This is a genomic window from Tissierella sp. (assembly GCF_032104385.1).
In the GTDB taxonomy this organism is placed as follows: domain Bacteria; phylum Bacillota; class Clostridia; order Tissierellales; family Tissierellaceae; genus Tissierella.
Window position 1 is genome coordinate 132,742 of sequence record NZ_DAMCHJ010000003.1, and the last position, 20,703, is coordinate 153,444.

The 20,703-nt window shown below is 30.3% G+C and carries 21 protein-coding genes and 1 riboswitch; of the genes, 20 read left to right on the forward strand and 1 reads right to left on the reverse strand.

What is annotated here, in order from left to right:
- Nucleotides 1-12 precede the first annotated feature (12 nt).
- From RT714_RS04590 to sigK, 15 genes are all read left to right on the forward strand, one after another.
- On the forward strand, nucleotides 13-2,301 hold the full coding sequence (locus tag RT714_RS04590) for a heparan-alpha-glucosaminide N-acetyltransferase domain-containing protein (protein ID WP_313756406.1): 2,289 nt from the start codon (nucleotides 13-15) through the stop codon (nucleotides 2,299-2,301).
- Between the two features lie 118 nt (nucleotides 2,302-2,419).
- A complete protein-coding gene (locus tag RT714_RS04595) occupies nucleotides 2,420-3,367 on the forward strand; it encodes an aldo/keto reductase (protein WP_313756407.1) in 948 nt (315 codons plus the stop codon).
- A gap of 14 nt (nucleotides 3,368-3,381) precedes the next feature.
- On the forward strand, nucleotides 3,382-3,798 hold the full coding sequence (gene ruvX / locus RT714_RS04600) for a Holliday junction resolvase RuvX (protein WP_313756408.1): 417 nt from the start codon (nucleotides 3,382-3,384) through the stop codon (nucleotides 3,796-3,798).
- A 4-nt stretch (nucleotides 3,799-3,802) separates the two neighbouring features.
- A complete protein-coding gene (locus RT714_RS04605) occupies nucleotides 3,803-4,054 on the forward strand; it encodes a DUF1292 domain-containing protein (protein WP_313756409.1) in 252 nt (83 codons plus the stop codon).
- A gap of 57 nt (nucleotides 4,055-4,111) precedes the next feature.
- The gene (locus tag RT714_RS04610; protein WP_313756410.1) at nucleotides 4,112-4,543 is read left to right on the forward strand and encodes a Fur family transcriptional regulator; all 432 of its coding nucleotides are present in this window, start codon (nucleotides 4,112-4,114) and stop codon (nucleotides 4,541-4,543) included.
- Nucleotides 4,544-4,639: 96 nt separating this feature from the next.
- Nucleotides 4,640-6,301, forward strand: coding sequence for a ribonuclease J (locus RT714_RS04615; protein WP_313756411.1), 1,662 nt, complete (start codon nucleotides 4,640-4,642; stop codon nucleotides 6,299-6,301).
- Nucleotides 6,302-6,464: 163 nt separating this feature from the next.
- Entirely contained in the window at nucleotides 6,465-6,764 is a 300-nt protein-coding gene (locus RT714_RS04620; protein WP_313756412.1) for a LysO family transporter, read from the forward strand.
- Complete coding sequence (locus RT714_RS04625; RefSeq protein ID WP_313756413.1) at nucleotides 6,754-7,350, forward strand: lysine exporter LysO family protein; 597 nt, start codon at nucleotides 6,754-6,756, stop codon at nucleotides 7,348-7,350. The genes RT714_RS04620 and RT714_RS04625 overlap by 11 nt, the downstream gene beginning before the upstream one ends.
- 47 nt (nucleotides 7,351-7,397) lie before the next feature.
- The gene (locus RT714_RS04630; RefSeq protein WP_313756414.1) at nucleotides 7,398-7,889 is read left to right on the forward strand and encodes a QueT transporter family protein; all 492 of its coding nucleotides are present in this window, start codon (nucleotides 7,398-7,400) and stop codon (nucleotides 7,887-7,889) included.
- A gap of 103 nt (nucleotides 7,890-7,992) precedes the next feature.
- Nucleotides 7,993-9,045, forward strand: a complete 1,053-nt coding sequence (gene mltG, locus RT714_RS04635) for an endolytic transglycosylase MltG (RefSeq protein ID WP_313756415.1) — start codon at nucleotides 7,993-7,995, stop codon at nucleotides 9,043-9,045.
- A gap of 5 nt (nucleotides 9,046-9,050) precedes the next feature.
- A complete protein-coding gene (locus RT714_RS04640; RefSeq protein ID WP_313756416.1) occupies nucleotides 9,051-9,707 on the forward strand; it encodes an O-methyltransferase in 657 nt (218 codons plus the stop codon).
- Nucleotides 9,708-9,711: 4 nt separating this feature from the next.
- On the forward strand, nucleotides 9,712-10,941 hold the full coding sequence (locus RT714_RS04645) for a U32 family peptidase (protein WP_313756417.1): 1,230 nt from the start codon (nucleotides 9,712-9,714) through the stop codon (nucleotides 10,939-10,941).
- A gap of 3 nt (nucleotides 10,942-10,944) precedes the next feature.
- Nucleotides 10,945-11,565: a uridine kinase gene (udk, locus tag RT714_RS04650; protein WP_313756418.1), complete on the forward strand. Its 621-nt coding sequence runs from the start codon at nucleotides 10,945-10,947 to the stop codon at nucleotides 11,563-11,565.
- 46 nt (nucleotides 11,566-11,611) lie between these two features.
- Nucleotides 11,612-13,249: a penicillin-binding protein 2 gene (locus RT714_RS04655; RefSeq protein WP_313756419.1), complete on the forward strand. Its 1,638-nt coding sequence runs from the start codon at nucleotides 11,612-11,614 to the stop codon at nucleotides 13,247-13,249.
- Nucleotides 13,250-13,308: 59 nt separating this feature from the next.
- Nucleotides 13,309-14,010, forward strand: a complete 702-nt coding sequence (gene sigK, locus RT714_RS04660; protein ID WP_313756420.1) for an RNA polymerase sporulation sigma factor SigK — start codon at nucleotides 13,309-13,311, stop codon at nucleotides 14,008-14,010.
- Nucleotides 14,011-14,048: 38 nt separating this feature from the next.
- On the opposite strand, the gene RT714_RS04665 is transcribed toward sigK, so the two are convergent.
- Nucleotides 14,049-14,735, reverse strand: coding sequence for a YhcN/YlaJ family sporulation lipoprotein (locus tag RT714_RS04665; protein WP_313756421.1), 687 nt, complete (start codon nucleotides 14,733-14,735; stop codon nucleotides 14,049-14,051).
- 181 nt (nucleotides 14,736-14,916) lie between these two features.
- Between RT714_RS04665 and aroE the strand changes: the two genes are divergently transcribed.
- The 5 genes from aroE to RT714_RS04690 all read left to right on the forward strand — a co-directional run bounded on the left by aroE (nucleotide 14,917) and on the right by RT714_RS04690 (nucleotide 20,640).
- On the forward strand, nucleotides 14,917-15,783 hold the full coding sequence (aroE, locus tag RT714_RS04670) for a shikimate dehydrogenase (RefSeq protein ID WP_313756422.1): 867 nt from the start codon (nucleotides 14,917-14,919) through the stop codon (nucleotides 15,781-15,783).
- 4 nt (nucleotides 15,784-15,787) lie between these two features.
- Entirely contained in the window at nucleotides 15,788-17,503 is a 1,716-nt protein-coding gene (locus RT714_RS04675; RefSeq protein WP_313756423.1) for an ATPase, T2SS/T4P/T4SS family, read from the forward strand.
- 10 nt (nucleotides 17,504-17,513) lie between these two features.
- Nucleotides 17,514-18,566 (forward strand): type IV pilus twitching motility protein PilT, encoded by a 1,053-nt coding sequence (locus RT714_RS04680; RefSeq protein WP_313756424.1) that lies wholly within the window; start codon nucleotides 17,514-17,516, stop codon nucleotides 18,564-18,566.
- A 10-nt stretch (nucleotides 18,567-18,576) separates the two neighbouring features.
- The gene (locus RT714_RS04685; protein ID WP_313756425.1) at nucleotides 18,577-19,779 is read left to right on the forward strand and encodes a type II secretion system F family protein; all 1,203 of its coding nucleotides are present in this window, start codon (nucleotides 18,577-18,579) and stop codon (nucleotides 19,777-19,779) included.
- Nucleotides 19,780-19,923: 144 nt separating this feature from the next.
- Nucleotides 19,924-20,014, forward strand: a riboswitch (cyclic di-GMP riboswitch).
- A 233-nt stretch (nucleotides 20,015-20,247) separates the two neighbouring features.
- Nucleotides 20,248-20,640 carry a type II secretion system protein gene (locus RT714_RS04690; protein WP_072971957.1) on the forward strand — a complete coding sequence of 131 codons (393 nt, stop codon included), beginning with the start codon at nucleotides 20,248-20,250 and terminating at the stop codon, nucleotides 20,638-20,640.
- Nucleotides 20,641-20,703 lie beyond the last annotated feature (63 nt).

The window sequence follows — 20,703 nt, forward strand, 5'->3', positions numbered from 1 at the left end:
GAGTGAAATTGTTTGAAAGTAAGGAAGTTTATATGGTGGTTAAGTAGGAGAAACATTCAATTGGAAGAAGGCTTTAGTCATATATTGAAATATAGATTGAGTTTGATTTTGGCTATGTGTTTGATTTTAGGTATGCCTCTTTCAAAATCTATGGCTGATTCTGATGAAATTGAAGGTAAAAAGGCCGTTATATTGATATTGGATGAAATTAGCTTAGAAGAAATATTGAATAGTGATACTCCAAATATTGACCTCTTGTTGGAAAATGGATTTATAGGGTTAATGAATACACGGGCAAAGTCAAGTTTATCCAATAGTGGAAGTACCTATCTTAGTTTAGGCATGGGTGTAAGAACTTTGGCATCAATCCGAGGTGGCTTAGCTTTTGAAAGGGACGAAATGTATCCTATCTCGGATTATAAATTAGTATCAGATTATGTTGCTGCTAGCGAGCTTTATAAATTATATACAGGCAAAACCCCTCCTGATGGTGAAATAATAAATATTGCCATCGGAGATATAGAAAGAACGGCTTTAGATGTTACTCCTAATAATCAGATTGGACTTTTGGGTAAAGCAGCTAAGGAAAGTGGACTTGTAATTGGTGCTATAGGAAATAGTGACTTAAATAAACCTGCTAGGGAATTTACAATGTTAGCTATGGATGAAAATGGTATAATTCCTTTTGGTTCTGTAGGGTCTGATTTATTAACTGTTGATGCTGATGTTCTAGGAGGAATCAAGTTAAATCAACGAAAGCTCTTAGAGGAAGTAGAACGTATTTTACCAGATGTTAATATATTATTTATAGATTATGGAGATACTGTAAGAATACAGAAGACTAATCAGTTGACTACAGATTTTGTTATGGAAGAACAAAAAATTAAAGCTATTGAGAGAGCAGATTTATTCCTTGGTCAAGTTATAAAAAAAGTGGATTTGGAAAAAACTTTATTTATGATCATAACTCCTAATCCTTCAAAGAAAATGGCTAGTCAAGGTAACTTTGCTTTAACTCCCATAATTATGTCTGGTACTAACACTGAAAAAGGATTATTAACCTCAAATACAACTCGTAGGGAAGGATTGGTTACCAATTTTGATTTTGGACCTACTATCCTAGATTTTTTTGGAATTGCTAAAACTACGAGTTTTATTGGGGAACCAATGCAAAGAATAAGCAATAAAAACCCTATAGAAGTTTTGTTTAGAAATCAAGTACAAAGTTTATATTTGAGGAAGTATCGAAGTACTTTTCATTGGTCTTTTATTATTTTAGTGGGTATAAGTTTAGTTGCATTGTATTTGCCTAGATTTACAAAATGGAAAGGGCTACATAGTAAGGTTCTTAATTATTTAAGTCTTACAGTAATAGCAATACCATTAACTATGATGACAGTCTCTCTATTTGGATATAAATCTATATTTTTTGATATTCTTTATGTTCTTGGTGGAGCATTTCTTATAGCTTATATTTTAAATAAAATTTTTAGTCGAAACTTAATTAGTATAGCAGTTTTGGGATTGGTAACTAGTGTGTTTCTATTGATAGATATTTTCTTTGTGAAGAAATTGATGATTATTTCTCCCTTAGGATCGGATGCTATTGCGGGTGGTAGATTTTATGGTATAGGTAATGATTATATGGGTATATTGATAGGTTCTACTTTGCTAGGAATTTTTTCATTATTTCATTTGTATAAAATTAAAAATATTAACATGGCTATATCTATAATTTTTTATATGTCTTTTATAATTTTAGGACTTAGCCCTTTCTTTGGGGCTAATATGGGCGGGGTACTTTCGGCTATGTTAATTACTTTATTAATTTTACTAACAATCTTCGATAAAAAACTTTCTTTTAAAAATATAACGTTTATAATTATTGGAGTTATTGTAGGGGTTATTATACTAACTGCATTAGATAGTTTGTTTAATCCAAACCCTACTCATGCAGGGAAGGCTTTGGAAGCCTTAAGGTTGGGTGGTTTGAGTAAGCTCTTTGAGATAATTGGTTCAAAGCTGAAACAAGTAATTTGGAATTTAACTAATGCTTCGTGGAACATTATATTATTCTCACAAGTCATTTTAGCAGTTTTATTATATAGATATAAAAGTAAAACTTTAATGAAAACCCGTGAAGTTTATCCGAATTTATTTAAAGGATTTACTATAATCATATTAGGTGCAATAGTTATATTCTTATTTAATGATACGGGTACCATAGCAGCAGCTTTGATGCTAATATATTTATTTATCCCTTTAGGAATTTTAATAAAGGATGTAGACGATATAGTATAAAATGGGATCAATTAAACGAATATAGATGAAAGTACTACTCATTTAGTAAACACTATACTACTTATAAAAAATAATGGAACCTAATGTCTTGAATACATTAATTTAGGAAGTGAAATAATTGGACAGGATTAAATTGGGAAATACAGGTATTGAGGTATCTAGACTTTGTTTTGGTTCTCTGACTATGACTCCTTTTCAAGCAGGATTAACTGTTAAAGAAGGAGGATATCTTATAGAGTATGCATATGATAAAGGTATAAACTTCATTGATACAGCAGAGATTTATGAAAATTATCAGTATATAAGAGAGGCACTGAAGGGTATAAAAAGAGAAGATTATCATATAGCTACAAAGACCTATGCATACACGGAAGAAATGGCAAGAAATAGTTTGGAATTGGCATTGAAAGAATTAGATACTGATTATATAGATGTTTTTTTATTACATGAGCAAGAGAGTATTCATACAGTAAGAGGACATTTTGAAGCAATAGAATATTTTTTAAAGGCAAAACAAGAGGGTAAAATTCGATCTATTGGGATATCCACACATAGAATTGCAGGTGCATTAGCAGCTAAAGAAGTAAAAGAAATAGAGATAATTCACCCAATAATAAATAAACACGGCATTGGTATACAAGATGGGAATATAGAAGACATGTTAAAAATTATTGAGGAAATATATAGAATGGGAAAAGGTATCTACGCCATGAAACCTTTAGGCGGAGGACATTTAATAAAGGAAGTAGAGTCTGCATTTAACTTTGTAAGGGATATTCCTTTTATTCATTCAATTGCCATTGGAATGCAATCAAAGGAGGAAGTGGAGGCTAATATTAATCTACTTAGCAATGGTTTTATACCTGATGATTTGAAGGACAAATTAAGAACTAAAAAAAGGAAGTTAATAGTTGCAGATTATTGTATAGGCTGTGGTAGTTGTGTTAGAAGGTGTAATCAGCATGGAATAGAATTGGTAAATGGAATTGCTACTCCAAATGAAAAATGTATTTTATGTGGATATTGTGCTAAGGTTTGTCCTGAGTTTTGTATAAAAGTAATTTAATATAGGAGTGAATAATGGAAAGAATAATGGGGTTGGATGTAGGAGATAAGACCATAGGAGTTGCTGTATCTGATTTATTGCAGATAACAGCTCAAGGGATAACAACTATAAGGAGAGAAAGCAAGGAGAAAGATTACAAAGCTTTGGAAATTCTTATAAATGAATATAATATAAAAAAGGTTGTAGTAGGACTGCCTAAAAATATGAATGGAACTTTAGGACCTCAAGGTGAGAAGACTATCAAATTTGCAGAGAAACTTAAAAATAAATATAAATTAGAAATTATATATGAAGATGAAAGATTAACGACTCAAGCTGCTGAAAAAATGCTTATATCTGGAGATGTTAGAAGAGATAAAAGGAAAACCGTAATAGATAAGGTTGCAGCTACATTTATCTTACAAACATATTTAGATAGAAAGGGGAGATAATATGATGAATGAGAAAATAATGTTACTTGATGAGTTAGGGCAGGAACAGGAGTTTGTAATCTTAGCCACTTTTGGATTAGATGATGAAGATTATGCAGCTTTGATACCATCAAGTGATATAGAGGGTCCTACCTATATTTTGAGGATGGATAGAGATGATATGGGGGGATTACTTTTAGTTGGTATTGATGATGAGGATGAATTGCAAGATGCAATAGAGGCTTATGAAGAAATGCAAAAAGAAAATCTTCAATAGTTGACAAAGATGGAAAATAGTAGTATGGTTAATCTAGTATTATAATCGGGTGAAAAAATGGATATTAATATAATAAAAGGGAAACTTCAAAAAGAAGGATATAAACTTACAACTCAAAGAAGAGCTATATTAAATACTATAGTGGATAATCATGAAGAGCATTTAAGCTGTGACGAGATATATAATATTGTAAAGAAAGAATACCCAGACTTAGGTATTGCTACTGTATATAGAACTTTACAGTTGTTTGAAAAGCTTAATATAGTCTACAAATTAAACTTCGATGATGGATGCAGTAGATATGAGTTAAGTACGGATTCGGAAAATCATCACCATCATCATTTGGTTTGTTTAAATTGTGGAAAAGTTACAGAGGTAAAGCTTGATTTATTAGAGGCTCTAGAAGAAGAAATTGAAAGTGAAGGACAATTTACTATAGTTGACCATAATGTTAAATTCTATGGATATTGTAGTGAGTGTAGAAAATAAATCCCCATGGGGATTTATTTTTTGGGCGAATATTTATTTTTAGTAGATTATAAACTTAGAAAATGGAAAAAATAAAATAAGAAGAGGAGTGATTCAGTGCGAAAACCAAATAAAATTAAAATTATTCCCTTGGGAGGATTGGGAGAAGTAGGAAAAAACATTACGGTTGTTGAGTATAAAGATGATATTATATTGATAGACTGTGGAATGACTTTTCCTGAGGACGAAATGCTAGGAATCGATGTAGTTATTCCAGATGTAACCTACTTATTAAAAAACAGAGATAAAATAAGAGGTATAGTGTTAACTCATGGACACGAAGACCATATTGGTGCACTTCCCTATGTGTTAGCAAAATTAAATTTACCTATTTATGGTACTAAGCTGACATTAGGATTAGTAGAAAATAAGCTTAAAGAACATAAATTAGAAAGTGTAAAATTAAATGTTGTAAAACATGGAGATACAATAAAACTAGGGAATCTTGATATTGAGTTTATTAAGACCGGTCATAGCATACCTGATAGTGCGGCTTTAGCTATTCACAGTCCAGTTGGTACAATAGTTCATACAGGAGATTTTAAGATTGATTATACACCAATAGATGGGGACGTAATAGATTTAAATCGTTTTGCAGAGTTAGGGAGTAAGGGAGTATTAGCTCTTTTAGCTGATAGTACAAATGCGGAAAGACCAGGATATACTATGAGTGAGAGAACTGTAGGTAATACCTTTAGGGATATTTTTGCTAGACATAAGCATAGAATAATAGTTGCAACCTTTGCTTCCAATGTTCATAGAATTCAGCAAATAATAAATGCATCAGAGCAAAATAATAGAAAGGTAGTTTTATCAGGCAGATCTATGATTAATACTATTAGTGTAGCTCTTGAATTAGGTTATTTGCATATACAAGAGGGTACCTTAATAGATATCAATGATATGAATAAATACTCAAGTAATGAAATAACTATAATCACAACAGGGAGTCAAGGAGAACCTATGTCTGCATTATCTAGAATTGCAGCAGGAGAGCATAAGAAAATAGAAATTCAACCTGAAGATTTAGTAATAATATCTGCTACACCTATTCCAGGCAATGAAAAGACTGTTTCAAAGGTAATAAATAATCTAGTAGAGAGTGGAACGAAGGTTATATTTGAAGCTTTAGCAGATGTCCATGTTTCAGGCCATGCTTGCCAAGAAGAATTAAAATTGATACACACTTTAGTTAAACCGAAATATTTTATACCTGTACATGGTGAATATAGGCATTTAAAGAAACATGCAGAAATAGCAGAATCTTTAGGACTATCTAAGGAAAATATATTTATTTTAGAAAATGGAAGAGTTATAGAATTTACCAAAGATTCTGCTGAATTAAATGGATTTGTACCAGCAGGTAATATTTTAGTTGATGGCTTGGGAGTTGGGGATGTTGGAAATATAGTTCTTAGAGATAGGAAACATTTATCTGAGGATGGTTTAATTGTAATAGTAGTTACTATAAGCAAAAAAGAAGGAGTAGTATTAGCAGGACCTGATATTATATCTAGAGGATTTGTATATGTTAGGGAGTCTGAGGATCTTATGGAAGAGGCTAGAAATGTAGTAAGAGCTGTACTTGATGATTGTGAACAAAAGAAGATAACAGATTGGGCGACATTAAAATCAAGCATTAGAGATACCTTAAGAAATCATTTATATGGAAAAATAAAGAGAAATCCAATGATACTACCAATAATAATGGAGGTTTAATATAATCCCTGGTATAGATTTATACCAGGGATTTTGGTATAATAATGGAGGCAAATAAAGTTCTTTTAATACATAAGATTTTCATTTATATAGCTGAAATATAGAACTAAGGACTTAATTTTCAATTTTCGATTGTCAACTATATTAAAAAGGGGGATATGATATGGGGGTAAGATTAATTCTATATTTGGGAATACTAGCAGTAGGAGGATTAATTGGATATAAGGATAAAGTCAGTGAAAAGTTGCAAGATAATTTAAATAAAATTCAAAATTTATGTCTTCTTTTTTTATTGTTTATAATGGGGATTACAATTGGAATAAATGATGAAGTGGTATCTAATTTAATTTCAATAGGATTTAAGGCAGGAATAATATCTATTTTCACTGTTTCATTCAGTATTATATTTGTAGGATTTATTAAAAAATTTATAGTATTGGAGGGTGAGAATATTGAGTCTTAGAATATTTATTGCTGTTTTATTAGGTACTGGTATAGGATATTTTTTCTTACCATCTACTATTTCATCAAGTATGAGTATTATTATAGATATTGGACTTATGATATTATTGTTTTTTGTAGGCATGGATATTGGGAAACAAAAAGATGTATTTGGAAAAATAAAAAAGATGGGTTTAAGGATATTATTAGTGCCAATAGCAATAATAATGGGCAGTATAGTAGGAAGCATATTGGCTGGTTTTTTGATTAATATGCCAATAAATGAGGCTGGTGCAGTAGGTGCAGGTTTAGGATGGTATACACTAAGCTCTACAATGCTTTTATCTGATGGATACGTAGAACTTAGTGCTTTAGCATTTTTATCCAATGTATTTAGAGAGATAATAGCTTTAATAACCATACCTTTAATTGCTAAATATGTAGGGAAGTTGGAATCTGTATCTACTGCTGGAGCAACTGCTATGGATACCTCACTTCCAGTAATATCTGCCTCTACTGATCCTCAAACTACAATAATTGCATTTATTACGGGAGTAATCTGTACTACTGCTGTACCTATAATATTACCGATTATTTTGAAACTATAAAGGTTAAAAAACATTAGTTATTTATGTATTATCAAGGGAGGGAAAGTATGAATACAAAATATTTAACGAAAGCTAGTTTGATCGCTGCAATATATATAGTTTTAGTATTAATACAGATGTTACCAGTTCCATTTATTAATTTAACCTTTGGACCGATACAACTTAGAATAGCAGAGGGCCTGGCTCTACTTCCCTTAGTAGAATCAGCAGCAGTTCCTGGTATTTTTGTTGGATGTTTACTATCTAATTTACTATTATCCTATTTTTCTGGTTTTGGATTAGTAGATATATTGGGTGGTTCTTTGGTAACTCTTGTTGCAGCATATATGACTTCTAAAATGAAGAATAAGATATTAGGTATGGTTCCACCAGTAATATTAAATGGATTAATCGTATCTATTTGGGTATCATATTTTACAAAGGTTCCATACCTTGTTACAGTACTTGGAATAGGTGGGGGAGAGTTATTGTCACTTGTTATTTTTGGGAGTATAATTTTATCTGTTTATGATAAAGCTACAAATTTAAAAGAATATTAGAAACAATTGATAATGAGCAGTGAATACTTCAAAAAGAATATTAAATTTTACTGGATTTTAATTGTTAATTATTTATTGTATTATAAAGGGAGTTGTTAGAGAAATGGAAAAGACTAAAGTTAGGAATAAAAAAAGGAAAAACAAATCAAAGGGTTTTTCATTATTAATGGTATTGTTAATTGTTTTATCAGGAATATTTTTTGCTCAAAGATATTATAAAGAAAGTTTGGGAGCTATGAATATTGACAACCCTTCAGATATAAAGGTTATTATTCCTGAATCCAGTTCAACTACTAAAATAGCAGATATACTATTTAAAGAAGGATTAATTAGAAATCCACTTATATTTAAATATCAGGTAAAGTCTAAAGGTATGGGAAACAAGTTAAAAGCAGGAGAATATACTTTATCTACTGGAATGACACTTACTAATATAATAGATAATATTAGTAAGGGAGGGAAGAGCCAAAATACTGTAAGGTTTACTATACCAGAGGGCTATGAGCTTAGACAAATGGCTGAAAAGTTATCTAAGGAAGGTATAGTAGATGAAGATAGATTTCTTGAATTAGTCAATGACAAAAAAATTTTTGAAGATAAATATACTTTTTTAAAAGAATTAAATGAAAAACAAAGTCTTGAAGGTTTTTTATTTCCATCAACCTATGAAATATTTGTAGATGCAACAGAAGAAGAAATCATAAGCAAGATGTTAAAGGAATTTCAAAAAGTATATGAAAAAGATGTAGAGCCAAGACTTAAAGAACTTAATTTAACATTAAATGAGGCTGTTACTTTAGCATCTATAGTAGAGAGAGAGGGAAAAGTAGACGAAGAAAGACCATTAATGTCTGGGGTGTTTCACAATAGGATAAAAAAAGGTATGATGCTGCAATCTTGTGCAACTGTACAATATGTATTAGGAGAAAGAAAAGAGAGATTAACAAATGAAGATACTAGTATAGAATCTCCATATAATACGTATATTCATGAAGGACTTCCACCAGCACCAATAGCTTCTCCGGGAGAGGCTTCATTAATAGCAGCAGTAAACCCAGCGGATACGGATTATTTGTTTTTTGTATTAACGGGTAATGGTACCCATACATTTAGTAAAACTTATCAAGAACATTTAAATGCAAAACCAAAGAAATAAAAGGGATGATAAATTTGAATCAAATAAACGAAGAATATATTGAAGATTATATAAGAGGATTGTTACCTGATAATAATCCTAATTTAAGGATTATGGAAAAATATGCAGAGGAAAATCATGTTCCTATTGTACAATCTGAAGTAGCACAGTTTTTGAAAGTTTTATTAAAACTAAAAAAACCAAAAAATATTTTAGAAGTAGGTACTGCTATAGGTTATTCAGCTATTTTAATGGCTGAATATACAGGAGAACATTGCAATATAACTACTATAGAACGCCGTAAGGATATGATTAAGTTAGCAGAGGAAAATATTTCTAATACAATATATAAAGACAGAATTAATATTTTAGAAGGAGATGCTGAAGAAGTACTTCTTACTTTAGATGGAAAATATGATTTTATATTTCTAGATGCTGCCAAAGGTCAGTATATGGACTTTTTTAACAAATGTATTAAATATTTAGAACCTGGTGGAATTATTGTATCGGATAATGTACTTTATAAAGGTATGGTTGCCACAGACGCTTTAGTAATTAGAAGGAAAAAAACTATAGTAAAAAGACTACGACAATTTTTACTATACATTAATGAAATAGAAGGTTATACTTCTAGTATTATACCAATAGGTGATGGAGTAGCAATAACATATAGAGAGGAGTAATATCTTGGATAAAATCGAATTATTAGCACCAGCTGGAGATTTGGAAAAATTAAAGATGGCCATAAGATATGGAGCAGATGCTGTTTATCTAGGAGGGGACAGTTTTGGTCTTAGAAAGGCATCAAAGAATTTTTCCGTTGAAGAAATAGAAGAGGGGATAAAATTTGCCCATGAAAGAGGAAAGAAAGTATATATTACTTTAAATATAGTACCTCATGATGAAGATATGGAAGGATTAGAAGAATATGTAACTAAGCTTTATAAAATAAACACTGATGCAGTTATAGTATCTGATCCAGGAATCTTTTCAGTAATTAAAAGAGTTGTGCCAAATCTACCAATACATTTAAGTACTCAAGCATCTGTGACAAATTATGAAACTATGATGTTTTGGTATAATCTAGGTGTTAGACGAATAGTATTGGCTCGTGAGCTATCTTTTAAGGAAATAGAAAATATGCATAAAAAATTACCTAAGGATTTAGAGATAGAAACCTTTGTTCATGGAGCAATGTGTATGTCCTATTCAGGGAGATGCTTAATAAGTAACTATATGACTGGTAGAGATGCCAATAGAGGAGATTGTGCTCATCCCTGTAGATATAAATATAATCTTGTGGAAGAAAAAAGACCTGGTGAATATTTTCCAGTATTTGAAGATGAAGAAGGAACATTTATAATGAATTCTAAAGACCTTTGTATGATAGAATATATTCCTGAACTAATAAAAGCTGGTATAAAGAGTTTTAAAATAGAAGGAAGAGTTAAGAGTTCTTATTATGTGGCTACAGCTATTAGGGCTTATAGAATGGCAATTAATCAATACTATAAGGATCCTGATAATTATAAATTTGATGAAAAATGGCTTAGAGAAATTAAAAAAGCAAGTCATAGAGATTTTACAACTGGTTTTTATTTTGGAAAACCAACCCATGAAGCTCAAGTATATACTACATCTTCTTATGTTAGAGGATATGATTTTGTTGGACTTATATTAGATTATGATGAAGAAACTAAAATTGCAACAGTGGAACAGAGAAATAGAATTTTTACAGGGGAAAAGGTTGAAATATTTGGACCTAATAAAGAGTTTATTACTCAAACTATCGAAAAAATGTGGGACGAGGAAGGTAATGAAATAGATGTTGCACCACATCCTCAACAAATAATTAAGATTCTTATGGAGAAACCAGTAAGTAGTATGGATATGATTAGAAAAGAGAGGGAGGAATAATAAATGAAAAGACCACTACTTATTGGAATAACAGGTGGGACAGGCTCAGGAAAATCCACAGTTTCCAAAGAAATTTTTAAATCAATCCATGAAAAGAAAATTGCAGTGATTGAACAAGATTCTTATTATAAAGATCAAAGTAATTTAACTTTTGAGGAAAGAGTAAAGACTAATTATGATCATCCTTTAGCTTTTGATAATGAATTGCTTGTAAAACATCTAAAGGATTTAATGGATAATAAGGCTATCGAAAAGCCCATATATGATTTTGAAAACCATACTAGAAAAAAAGAAACTATAAATGTAGAGCCTAAAGATATAATAATATTAGAAGGTATTTTGATATTATTTGAAGAGGAAATAAGAAATTTACTAGATATTAAAGTGTTTGTGGATACGGACTCAGATGTTAGAGTTATTAGAAGAATTCTTAGAGATATTAAGGATAGAGGACGAACTCTTGATTCTGTAATACTGCAATATATGGAAACTGTAAGACCAGCTCATTTACAATTTATTGAACCCACTAAAAGGTATGCAGATATAATAATACCAGAAGGTGGTTATAATAAGGTAGCTATAGATATAATAGTTGCAAAGATAAATTCTATATTGAAGAAATAAGTTTAACCTTCCTAAAAGTGGAAACACTATTTAGGGAGGTTTTTTTATGTCTAGATATAGAAGAAATACTATTAATTCAAGAATGAAGTTTTATTATTTATTTTGCATTTTATTTTTTTCAGGTTTATTAGGAAGATTATATTATATTCAAATTTATGATAATAAAGATCTTAAATTACAATGTTTAAGGCAAAGAAGCACAGAAATTGAATTAAAATCAAAAAGGGGAGCAATATTTGATAGAAACTTAAATCATTTAACTAATAGGGAAATCAAAAAGGTTTTAATAGCTCCAAGAGAAACTATTATTAATAATGAAGAAATATTAAGTAGAATAAAAGAAGGTAGCAGTTTATCGACTAAGGAAATAAATAAGATATTATATACAAATAATAAATTAGTTCAAATTCCTTTGAAGAAGAAAATTTCTCTTGAAAATACCAATAATGTTTTTATAGTAGATATAGTAAACAGATATTCTAAGATGAATATACTTTCTCATGTTATTGGATATATTAATAAGGCTGAAAATAGAGGAGAAGCTGGAATAGAAAAAGTATATGATGAGTTTTTAAATAAATCCGATAAATCATCTATATTTATAGAATATGATAAGAATCGGTCATTAGTATTAGGCAGCTCTTATTATGTAGATAACTCTGTAACCTCAGAAGAACCAGCAGGAGTGAAGTTGACTATTGATTATAATATTCAAAGTGCAGTGGAAGAAATTTTAGATAAAAATCAAACTAAAGGCTCTGTAATAGTAGCAGATGTAGATACAGCAGAAATATTAGCTTTGGCTAGCAGACCTAATTTTAATCAAGAGCATATGGAGAATTATTTTAATAGGGAAGATATGGCTTTATACAATAAGGCTATTCAAGTTTCCTATCCTCCAGGATCTATTTTTAAAATAGTAGTATTGTTGGCTGCATTGGAAGAAAATCCAGATATCATATATGATGATTTCTATTGTAAAGGATATGAAAAAATAAATAATGTAAACATAAATTGCAATAGTGTGCACGGAAATATATCATTAAAAAATGGATTTGCCAAGTCTTGTAATTCTGTATTCATACAAATTGGAAAAGAAATAGGAGCAAAAAAAATTGTTGAAATGGCTAAAAAGCTAGGATTTGGTGAAAAAATAAACATTGGGCTTCTTGAAGAAGTGGGAGGAAATTTACCAGAAGGTGAAGAACTCTTAGGACCATCTATAGGAAATATTTCTATAGGACAGGGGAAAATAGAGACTACGCCATTACAGATTACTAATATGCTTTTAACCATTGTAAATGATGGAATTCAAAAAGATATGAGTATAGTTCAAGGAATAACTACAAAGGATGGCAAAATTATAAAGCCATATAAGAAATTAGATGATAAAAGAATAATATCTGAAAGTTCATCTAAAATGGTTAAAGAATTGTTGGAAGAAGTAGTACGCTCTGGAACTGCAAGAAAATCTATAAGACTAGATGATATAGGAGCTGCAGCAGGAAAAACAGGTTCAGCAGAGGGTTTACTAAAAAGCAAACCTACAATATATGGTTGGTTCGCAGGATATTATCCTAGAGATAATCCTAAATACGTAATTACAGTATTAGTTGAGGAAGCTAACTCAGGTTCTACATCTGCAGCACCTGTATTTGAAAGAATTTGTAGAAAACTTAAATAGGACTTGCAAGGATTAATGCATCACCACATATATTATATATGGATGGGGAGGTGCATTAGATGAAAAATATAATTTTACTAATCTTTAGTGTAATATTAAGGCCCTTTATAATACTTTGTGGATATATGATAAATTCAAATTCATTTCCAAAGCCTCTTTCTAGGGAAGAAGAAGAAAGATATTTAAAGCTTTATTCTCAAGGAGATGAAAATGCCAGGAATATATTAATAGAAAGAAATCTAAGATTAGTGGCACATATAGTGAAAAAGTATAGCAATACAGGAAAAGATACAGAAGATTTAATTTCTATTGGTACAATAGGTCTGATTAAAGCAATTGCCACATATAATCCAGATAAAGGAACAAGATTAGCTACATATGCTGCAAGATGCATAGAAAATGAAATTCTTATGACCATAAGATCAACAAAGAAAACAAAAATAGAATTATCTTTACACGAACCTATTGGAACAGACAAGGAAGGCAATGAAATAAATCTATTAGATATTTTAGGCTCAGATGTAGATGAAATAATTGATGAAGTAGATTTAAAATTGCAAATAAAAAAGTTATATAAATCAATAAACCAAGTATTAAAGGACAGAGAAAAGGCTATTATCGAATTAAGATATGGTCTAATAGATGGTAGTTGTAAAACTCAAAGAGAAATTGCATCTATGCTTGGCATATCTAGATCTTATGTATCAAGAATTGAAACAAGAGCTCTTGGCAAATTAAACAAAGCTTTATCAGGTAAATAAATTAATCCAGGATTACCTGGATTAATTTATTATAAAATCTATCTAATAGGAGCTGTTATTCTTCTAAGAATATCTTCTATATCTCTAGTAAAATTAGATATAGGATGACCGTTTCCTATATTAGTACTCATAGTTCTTATTCTACTATAAAGACTAGGGTCTGAGGTTACAGATACCTTTTTTATATTCTTATCTGCAGTTTTTGCAGCAGCTTCTACCTTTTGCTTAAGATTAGAGCTTATTGCATTAGTTGCATTTCCACGAACGTCACATCCAACAATAGCTGTATTTCCATGTACTATTACGGAAGCACCAGTTATTTCAGGTAATGCAGTAACACGCCTTGCTATAGCATCTGCTCTTGTTGATAGTTGACTAATATCGTTAGTTATCATACCACTATCTAAATTAGTTCTATTTCTAATTGTAGTATCATTTGTTAGAGTATTTTCTCTAACTACATTGTTGTTTAAATAATTGTTATCTCTTATAACACCGTCATTTAGATAGTTGTTATCTCTGACCATACCATTGTTAAGATTTGTATTTAGTCTATCTCTGGCATTAAAAGGTGCATTAGTCATCCAACGATTATTAACATTATTGTCATATAACCTAGTTTGAGTAGACATATTTCTCATATTTGTACTTTTTGGAGTACAACCTGCCATTGCAATTATTAAAGCTATAGATAATCCTAAAGTCATAATTTTATTTTTTTTCAAATTATCCACCTCCTACAAATAGTTTTACACAGAATAGTTTTTTTATTTAAGCTAGTTTTTATGTAATTTGTATAATCTAACCATATTTATTTTTTTATTTTAATATTGTGATTACGGATAATCTTAATATTAGGTTCTTACAGTTTTATGATATAATAAAGTTAGTTAGAGGAGGATAATAATGGAAATAAGATGGAATACAAAACTTTATTGTTTAATAGGACAACCAATAAACAAATCTTTATCGCCCATAATACATAATAATATTTTTAAAACTTTAAATCAAAACAGTATATATCTGGCATTTAATATAGAAGAAGATGAGATAAAATCTACTATAGATGGATTTAAGGCTATGGGAGTAGGAGGATTTAATGTAACTATTCCATATAAAAAGTCTATAATTAAATATTTAGATGATATTAGTAAAGAGGCTAGTATTATAGGAGCAGTAAATACTGTAAAAAATCACAATGGAAAACTTATTGGATATAATACAGATTCTGGTGGATTTTTACAAACTTTTTATGATAATAATATAGATATAAAGAATAAAAACATTCTCATTATTGGTGCAGGAGGAGCTGCTTATGCAATAGCTTCTTCGTTGGCAATGGAAGGTGTAAATAGTATAAATATAGCTAACAGAACATTAGAAAACAGTATCCTGCTGGAAAGAAATATAAATAAAATAAATAATGAAATAATGACAAAAGTAGTTAATTTAAGTCTTAATAATTTAAATAAAAAAAAGATGGATATTATTATTAATACCACATCTTTAGGGATGTATCCTTTAGAAAATATGGCACCATTAGAATTAAATGGATTTTCTTCAAATACTGTTGTTTATGATATAATATATAAACCATGTGAAACTAGATTGATAAGAGACGCTAAAGCTAGAGAGTTCAAAACTTTTAATGGAATGTCTATGCTTTTAAATCAAGCTATTTTGAGTCAAAATATTTGGGGGAATTTAGATAAAAAAATAAATATAGAAATATTTAAAAAAATAGAAGGAATTTTACCTAATTATATAGAATAAGTATTTGAGAAAGAATAATAAATTTAAAGGTGAGCAGATGGAGAAAAAAAGATTGAAACTGGGTGAACTATTACTATATGCTGGAAAAATTAATGAAGAACAATTAAAAGATGCACTTAATATACAAAAAAAATCGGGTAAAAAGCTAGGGGAAGTTTTTGTGTCTGAAAACTTTGTGAGAGAAGAAGATATAATAGAGGTGTTAGAATTTCAACTTGGAATACCTTATGTAGATTTAGATAAATACGAAATAAATCTAAATGTGGCAACAATTATTCCAGAAAGTATAGCAAGAAGATATGAGCTTATAGCCATAGATAAAAGAGACAAATTATTACTGGTAGCCATGGTTGACCCGCTAAATATTTTTGCTTTGGATGATATAAAGCTTTTTGTGAAATCCGAGATTCAACCCGTCATATCTGTAAGAGAAAAAATCCTTAGAAATATAGATAAATTTTATAGTAAAGAAACTACGAAAAAGGTATTGGAAGAATTTGAGGATAGTTTTTTACCTACAAATACTGATGAAATGGAAGAAGGTGAATTATTAGAGGTAACTACGGCGCCTGTAGTTAAATTATTAAACTCTATAATTGAACAAGCTGTTAGAGAAAGGGCTTCAGATATACATATAGAGCCTTATTCAGAAGACATAAGGGTAAGATTTCGTATAGATGGGGATTTAAGGCAAATTATGATATTATCAAAAAACACTCTTTCTCCTATAATTACTAGGATTAAGATTATTGGAAAAATGAATATAGCAGAAAAAAGAGTGCCCCAGGACGGTAGGGTTGAGATAAAGGTCAATGATAAGGAAATAGATATGAGAATATCCACTTTACCCACAGTATATGGAGAAAAGACCGTAATAAGATTATTGGATAGATCAAGTTTTATATTTACTAAAGAAGCATTAGGATTTAATAAGAAGGGTTTAGAAACATTTGATAAAATATTAAGTCAACCTTATGGGATGCTTTTAGTTACAGGACCTACTGGTAGTGGAAAGACAACTACTCTATATACCATACTTCAAGAGTTAAATCAAATAGAAAAAAATATAATTACAATAGAAGATCCAGTGGAATATAAATTAAACGGAATTAATCAAGTTCAAGTAAATACAAAAGCGGGACTCACATTTGCCTCTGGACTTAGATCTGTACTTAGACAAGACCCTGATATAGTCATGGTTGGAGAAATAAGAGATGGTGAAACTGCTGAAATAGCAGTTAGAGCAGCTATTACAGGACATCTTGTATTATCTACCTTACATACTAATGATAGTCCCTCTACTGTAGCTAGACTTATAGATATGGGAATTGAGCCTTATTTAGTATCATCGGCTATTATAGGAGTAGTGTCACAAAGATTGATAAAACTTCTTTGTCCAAAGTGTAAAATAAAGTATGAAGCAGGGTATTTAGAGAAGAAAATTTTAGGTATAGATGAAAAGGAAAAGTTAACCTTATATAAGGCTGGAGGATGTAGTTCTTGTAATAATGGGTATAGAGGAAGAAGAGCAGTACATGAACTTATGCCAATTAATGAAAACATTAGACAACTCATAGATCAAGGAACTAATATAGATGAGTTAAGGAAGCAAGCTATAAAAGATGGCATGACTACTTTACTGCAATCGGCAGCAGCTCTGGCAATTATTGGAGATACTTCCTATGAAGAAGTATTAAGGGTAGGATTTACATTAGGATAGGGGGAGTTAAATGAACATAATAGAATTAGTAAATTTGGCTACATCAAGAAAGGCATCAGATATTCATATAACAGTTGGAATTCCTCCTGTTTTAAGAATCAATGGTCATCTAGTTATTCTTGAGGAGGAAAGATTAAAACCTGAGGATACAAAGGTATTAGTGTATGAAACATTAAATGAAAATTTGATAAAAGAACTTGAGGAAAAGGGAGAAGTGGATACTTCTTTCTCTAGTCCAGGCATAGGCAGATATAGAGTAAATGCATATAAACAAAGAGGATCTTATGGTATGGCTCTAAGAATAATTCCTCTAGAAGTACCAACAATAGATGATTTAGGACTTCCTAAAGTAGTTAAGGATTTGTCTAGACTTCCTCGAGGGCTTATTTTAGTTACAGGGCCCACTGGAAGTGGAAAATCAACTACTTTAGCTTCTATGATAAATCAAATAAATAATGAGAGAAGATGTCATATACTTACTCTTGAAGACCCTATAGAATATCTGCATAAACATAATCAGAGTATAGTAAATCAAAGAGAAATAGGTTCAGACTCTATGTCCTTTGCAAACAGTTTAAGAGCAGCCCTAAGACAAGATCCAGATGTTATATTAGTTGGAGAGATGAGAGATTTAGAGACAATATCAATAGCTCTTACTGCAGCAGAAACAGGACATTTAGTCCTTTCTACACTTCATACAATAGGTGCTGCAAAAACTATAGATAGAGTTATAGATGTATTTCCTCCACATCAGCAACAACAAGTAAGAATACAGTTTTCATCTGTAATTCAAGCTATTATTTCACAACAATTATTACCAAAGGCAGATGACTCTGGAAGGATTGCAGCATTTGAAATCATGGTAGCAACAACGGCAATAAGAAACTTAATTAGAGAGGAAAAAATTCATCAAATAGATACTGCTATACAAACAGGGGCTAAATTTAATATGCAGACTATGGATAATTCATTATTGGATCTTTATAAAAAGGGATTGATAACTAAAGAAATTACTTTAATGCAATCAATTAATCAAGACAATATAAAAAAATATATTATATAGGTGAAATTTTATGATATATAAATATAAAGCGGTATCTCAAAATGGAGAGGTAATAGAGGGATTTTTTGAAGGAAATGAAGAATCTGATGTACTAGCAATGTTAAAAGGAAATAATTATCTTCCTGTGTCAGTAGAAAAGGATATAAGTTCTGAAAAAAAGATTGATATCTTTTCCAAGAAAATAAAGAAAAAGGATTTAGCTGTGTTTTGTAGACAATTCTATACAATGTTAGATGCTGGAATAGGAATAGTAAAATGTATAGATATATTAGAAAAACAGTCTGAAAATAAAAATTTAAAGAAGGCATTAGGAACGTTACATGAAAATGTTCAAAAAGGTTTTACTTTATCAGAAGGTATGAAAAAGCATTCAACCGTATTTCCATCTCTTCTTATAAATATGGTTGAAGCAGGAGAAGTTAGTGGGAACTTAGATATAATAATGGAGAGAATGGCAGTACATTTTGAGAAGGAAAACAAGTTGGAGAATAAAATTAAGTCCGCTCTAATATACCCAGTAGTATTAGCAGTAGTTTCAATTGCAGTTGTAATATTTCTATTAGTAGCTGTCATGCCAACATTTATAGGAATGTTTGAGTCTAGTGGGCAAGCATTGCCAAAACCTACACAAGTTTTACTTAATATAAGTAATTGGCTGACAGAGTTTTGGTATATATTTATACCAATGGTATTAGCTTTAATTATTGGATTTATGGTTTTCAAACAAACGGAAACAGGCACAAACTTCGTAGATATATTGAAGATTAAAACTCCAGTAATAAAGGATACAAATGTAAAGATAATCACTGCAAGATTTGCAAGAACATTATCAACTCTGATGTCAAGTGGTATACCATTACTTCAATCTATAGAGATAGTATCTAGAGTAGTAGGAAATAAAATAGTTCATGATAGGTTAGAAATAGCATCAGAGGATGTAAGAAAAGGAATTTCTTTATCTAGGGCAATAAATGAAGTAGGAATATTTCCCCCAATGGTGGATTCCATGATAAAAATAGGTGAAGAATCGGGTTCTCTTGATGATATCTTATATAAAACAGCAGATTTTTATGACGAAGAAGTAGAAGTGGCATTACAAAGGATGACTAGCCTAATGGAGCCTGTCATGCTGGTTATAATGGCATTAATAATAGGTTTTATAGTTATAGCTATGGCAATGCCAATGTTTGATATGGTAAATACAATACAATGATTGAGAATTATAGGAGGTAATTTTGATATCAACTTATAGTTTTAAACATTTGCGTAGTATTTAAAATTAATGTATAATGTAAAAAATATTGACATTGTGAAAGGATTATTATAGTATAAAATAAATTAAATTATCGAAATATGAATATTTCCTCGGCAAAGCTAGGGAAACCTAGTGACGCAAAGCTTGAGTCTAAAGTTATCTAAAAGGTAATTATGATCGTTCAGCTGCATAAATAGTTTTATTATTTATGCAGTTTTTTTGTACAATAAAAGATTTATGCATTAGATTTAAAGGTATAAATAAAGTAATTTTGAATTGAAAATTTTAAATTCTTTAATTTAAAACTTACAATTCAAAATTTGTAATTCATGGACTCCGTCCATATAAAGGTGGTGATTTTAGGAAATAGGTAATTAAAAACATTTAATTATATTAATAAAAAGTTAAAATAAGGGGGAATTTTTAATGTTAAAGTGGATTAACAAGAAAAAAAACAAAAAAGGCTTTACTTTAGTAGAATTAGTTGTGGTTATTGCTATATTGGGGATTTTGGCGGCAATTGCAGTGCCTAAGTTAGGAGCATCAAGAAAGAATGCTGCCATTACAGCACATAATGCTAATGTAAGAACACTTATGAGTGCTGCAAATATGTATATAGCTGATAAAGGGGTACCGACAGCTAACACAAAGTGGACAAAAACAGCAGGAAACGATGGAACCGAAACGGACTGGAAGCCATACCTTCAAGAATGGCCAAAAGTACCTACAGGAACAGGAGAAGATTTAGATAATGACTATGAAGTTACATTTGATGGAGTTGGAGGAGTCGTTGTCAGTCCAGAAGCAATAGAAAAGTAGTCAAAAATGTCTTAAGGTAGCAACTACCACCAAAATCTTATCAAAATACAATTACAAATCAAC

Excerpts from the sequence above, each read along its gene's own strand:
- ruvX (WP_313756408.1), top strand. The coding sequence starts at position 3,382 with ATGGAAAGAATAATGGGGTTGGATGTAGGAGATAAGACCATAGGAGTT.
- RT714_RS04605 (WP_313756409.1), top strand. The coding sequence starts at position 3,803 with ATGAATGAGAAAATAATGTTACTTGATGAGTTAGGGCAGGAACAGGAG.
- RT714_RS04610 (WP_313756410.1), top strand. The coding sequence starts at position 4,112 with ATGGATATTAATATAATAAAAGGGAAACTTCAAAAAGAAGGATATAAA.
- RT714_RS04620 (WP_313756412.1), top strand. The coding sequence starts at position 6,465 with ATGGGGGTAAGATTAATTCTATATTTGGGAATACTAGCAGTAGGAGGA.
- RT714_RS04630 (WP_313756414.1), top strand. The coding sequence starts at position 7,398 with ATGAATACAAAATATTTAACGAAAGCTAGTTTGATCGCTGCAATATAT.
- mltG (WP_313756415.1), top strand. The coding sequence starts at position 7,993 with ATGGAAAAGACTAAAGTTAGGAATAAAAAAAGGAAAAACAAATCAAAG.
- RT714_RS04640 (WP_313756416.1), top strand. The coding sequence starts at position 9,051 with ATGATAAATTTGAATCAAATAAACGAAGAATATATTGAAGATTATATA.
- udk (WP_313756418.1), top strand. The coding sequence starts at position 10,945 with ATGAAAAGACCACTACTTATTGGAATAACAGGTGGGACAGGCTCAGGA.
- RT714_RS04655 (WP_313756419.1), top strand. The coding sequence starts at position 11,612 with ATGTCTAGATATAGAAGAAATACTATTAATTCAAGAATGAAGTTTTAT.
- sigK (WP_313756420.1), top strand. The coding sequence starts at position 13,309 with ATGAAAAATATAATTTTACTAATCTTTAGTGTAATATTAAGGCCCTTT.
- aroE (WP_313756422.1), top strand. The coding sequence starts at position 14,917 with ATGGAAATAAGATGGAATACAAAACTTTATTGTTTAATAGGACAACCA.
- RT714_RS04680 (WP_313756424.1), top strand. The coding sequence starts at position 17,514 with ATGAACATAATAGAATTAGTAAATTTGGCTACATCAAGAAAGGCATCA.
- RT714_RS04685 (WP_313756425.1), top strand. The coding sequence starts at position 18,577 with ATGATATATAAATATAAAGCGGTATCTCAAAATGGAGAGGTAATAGAG.
- RT714_RS04690 (WP_072971957.1), top strand. The coding sequence starts at position 20,248 with ATGTTAAAGTGGATTAACAAGAAAAAAAACAAAAAAGGCTTTACTTTA.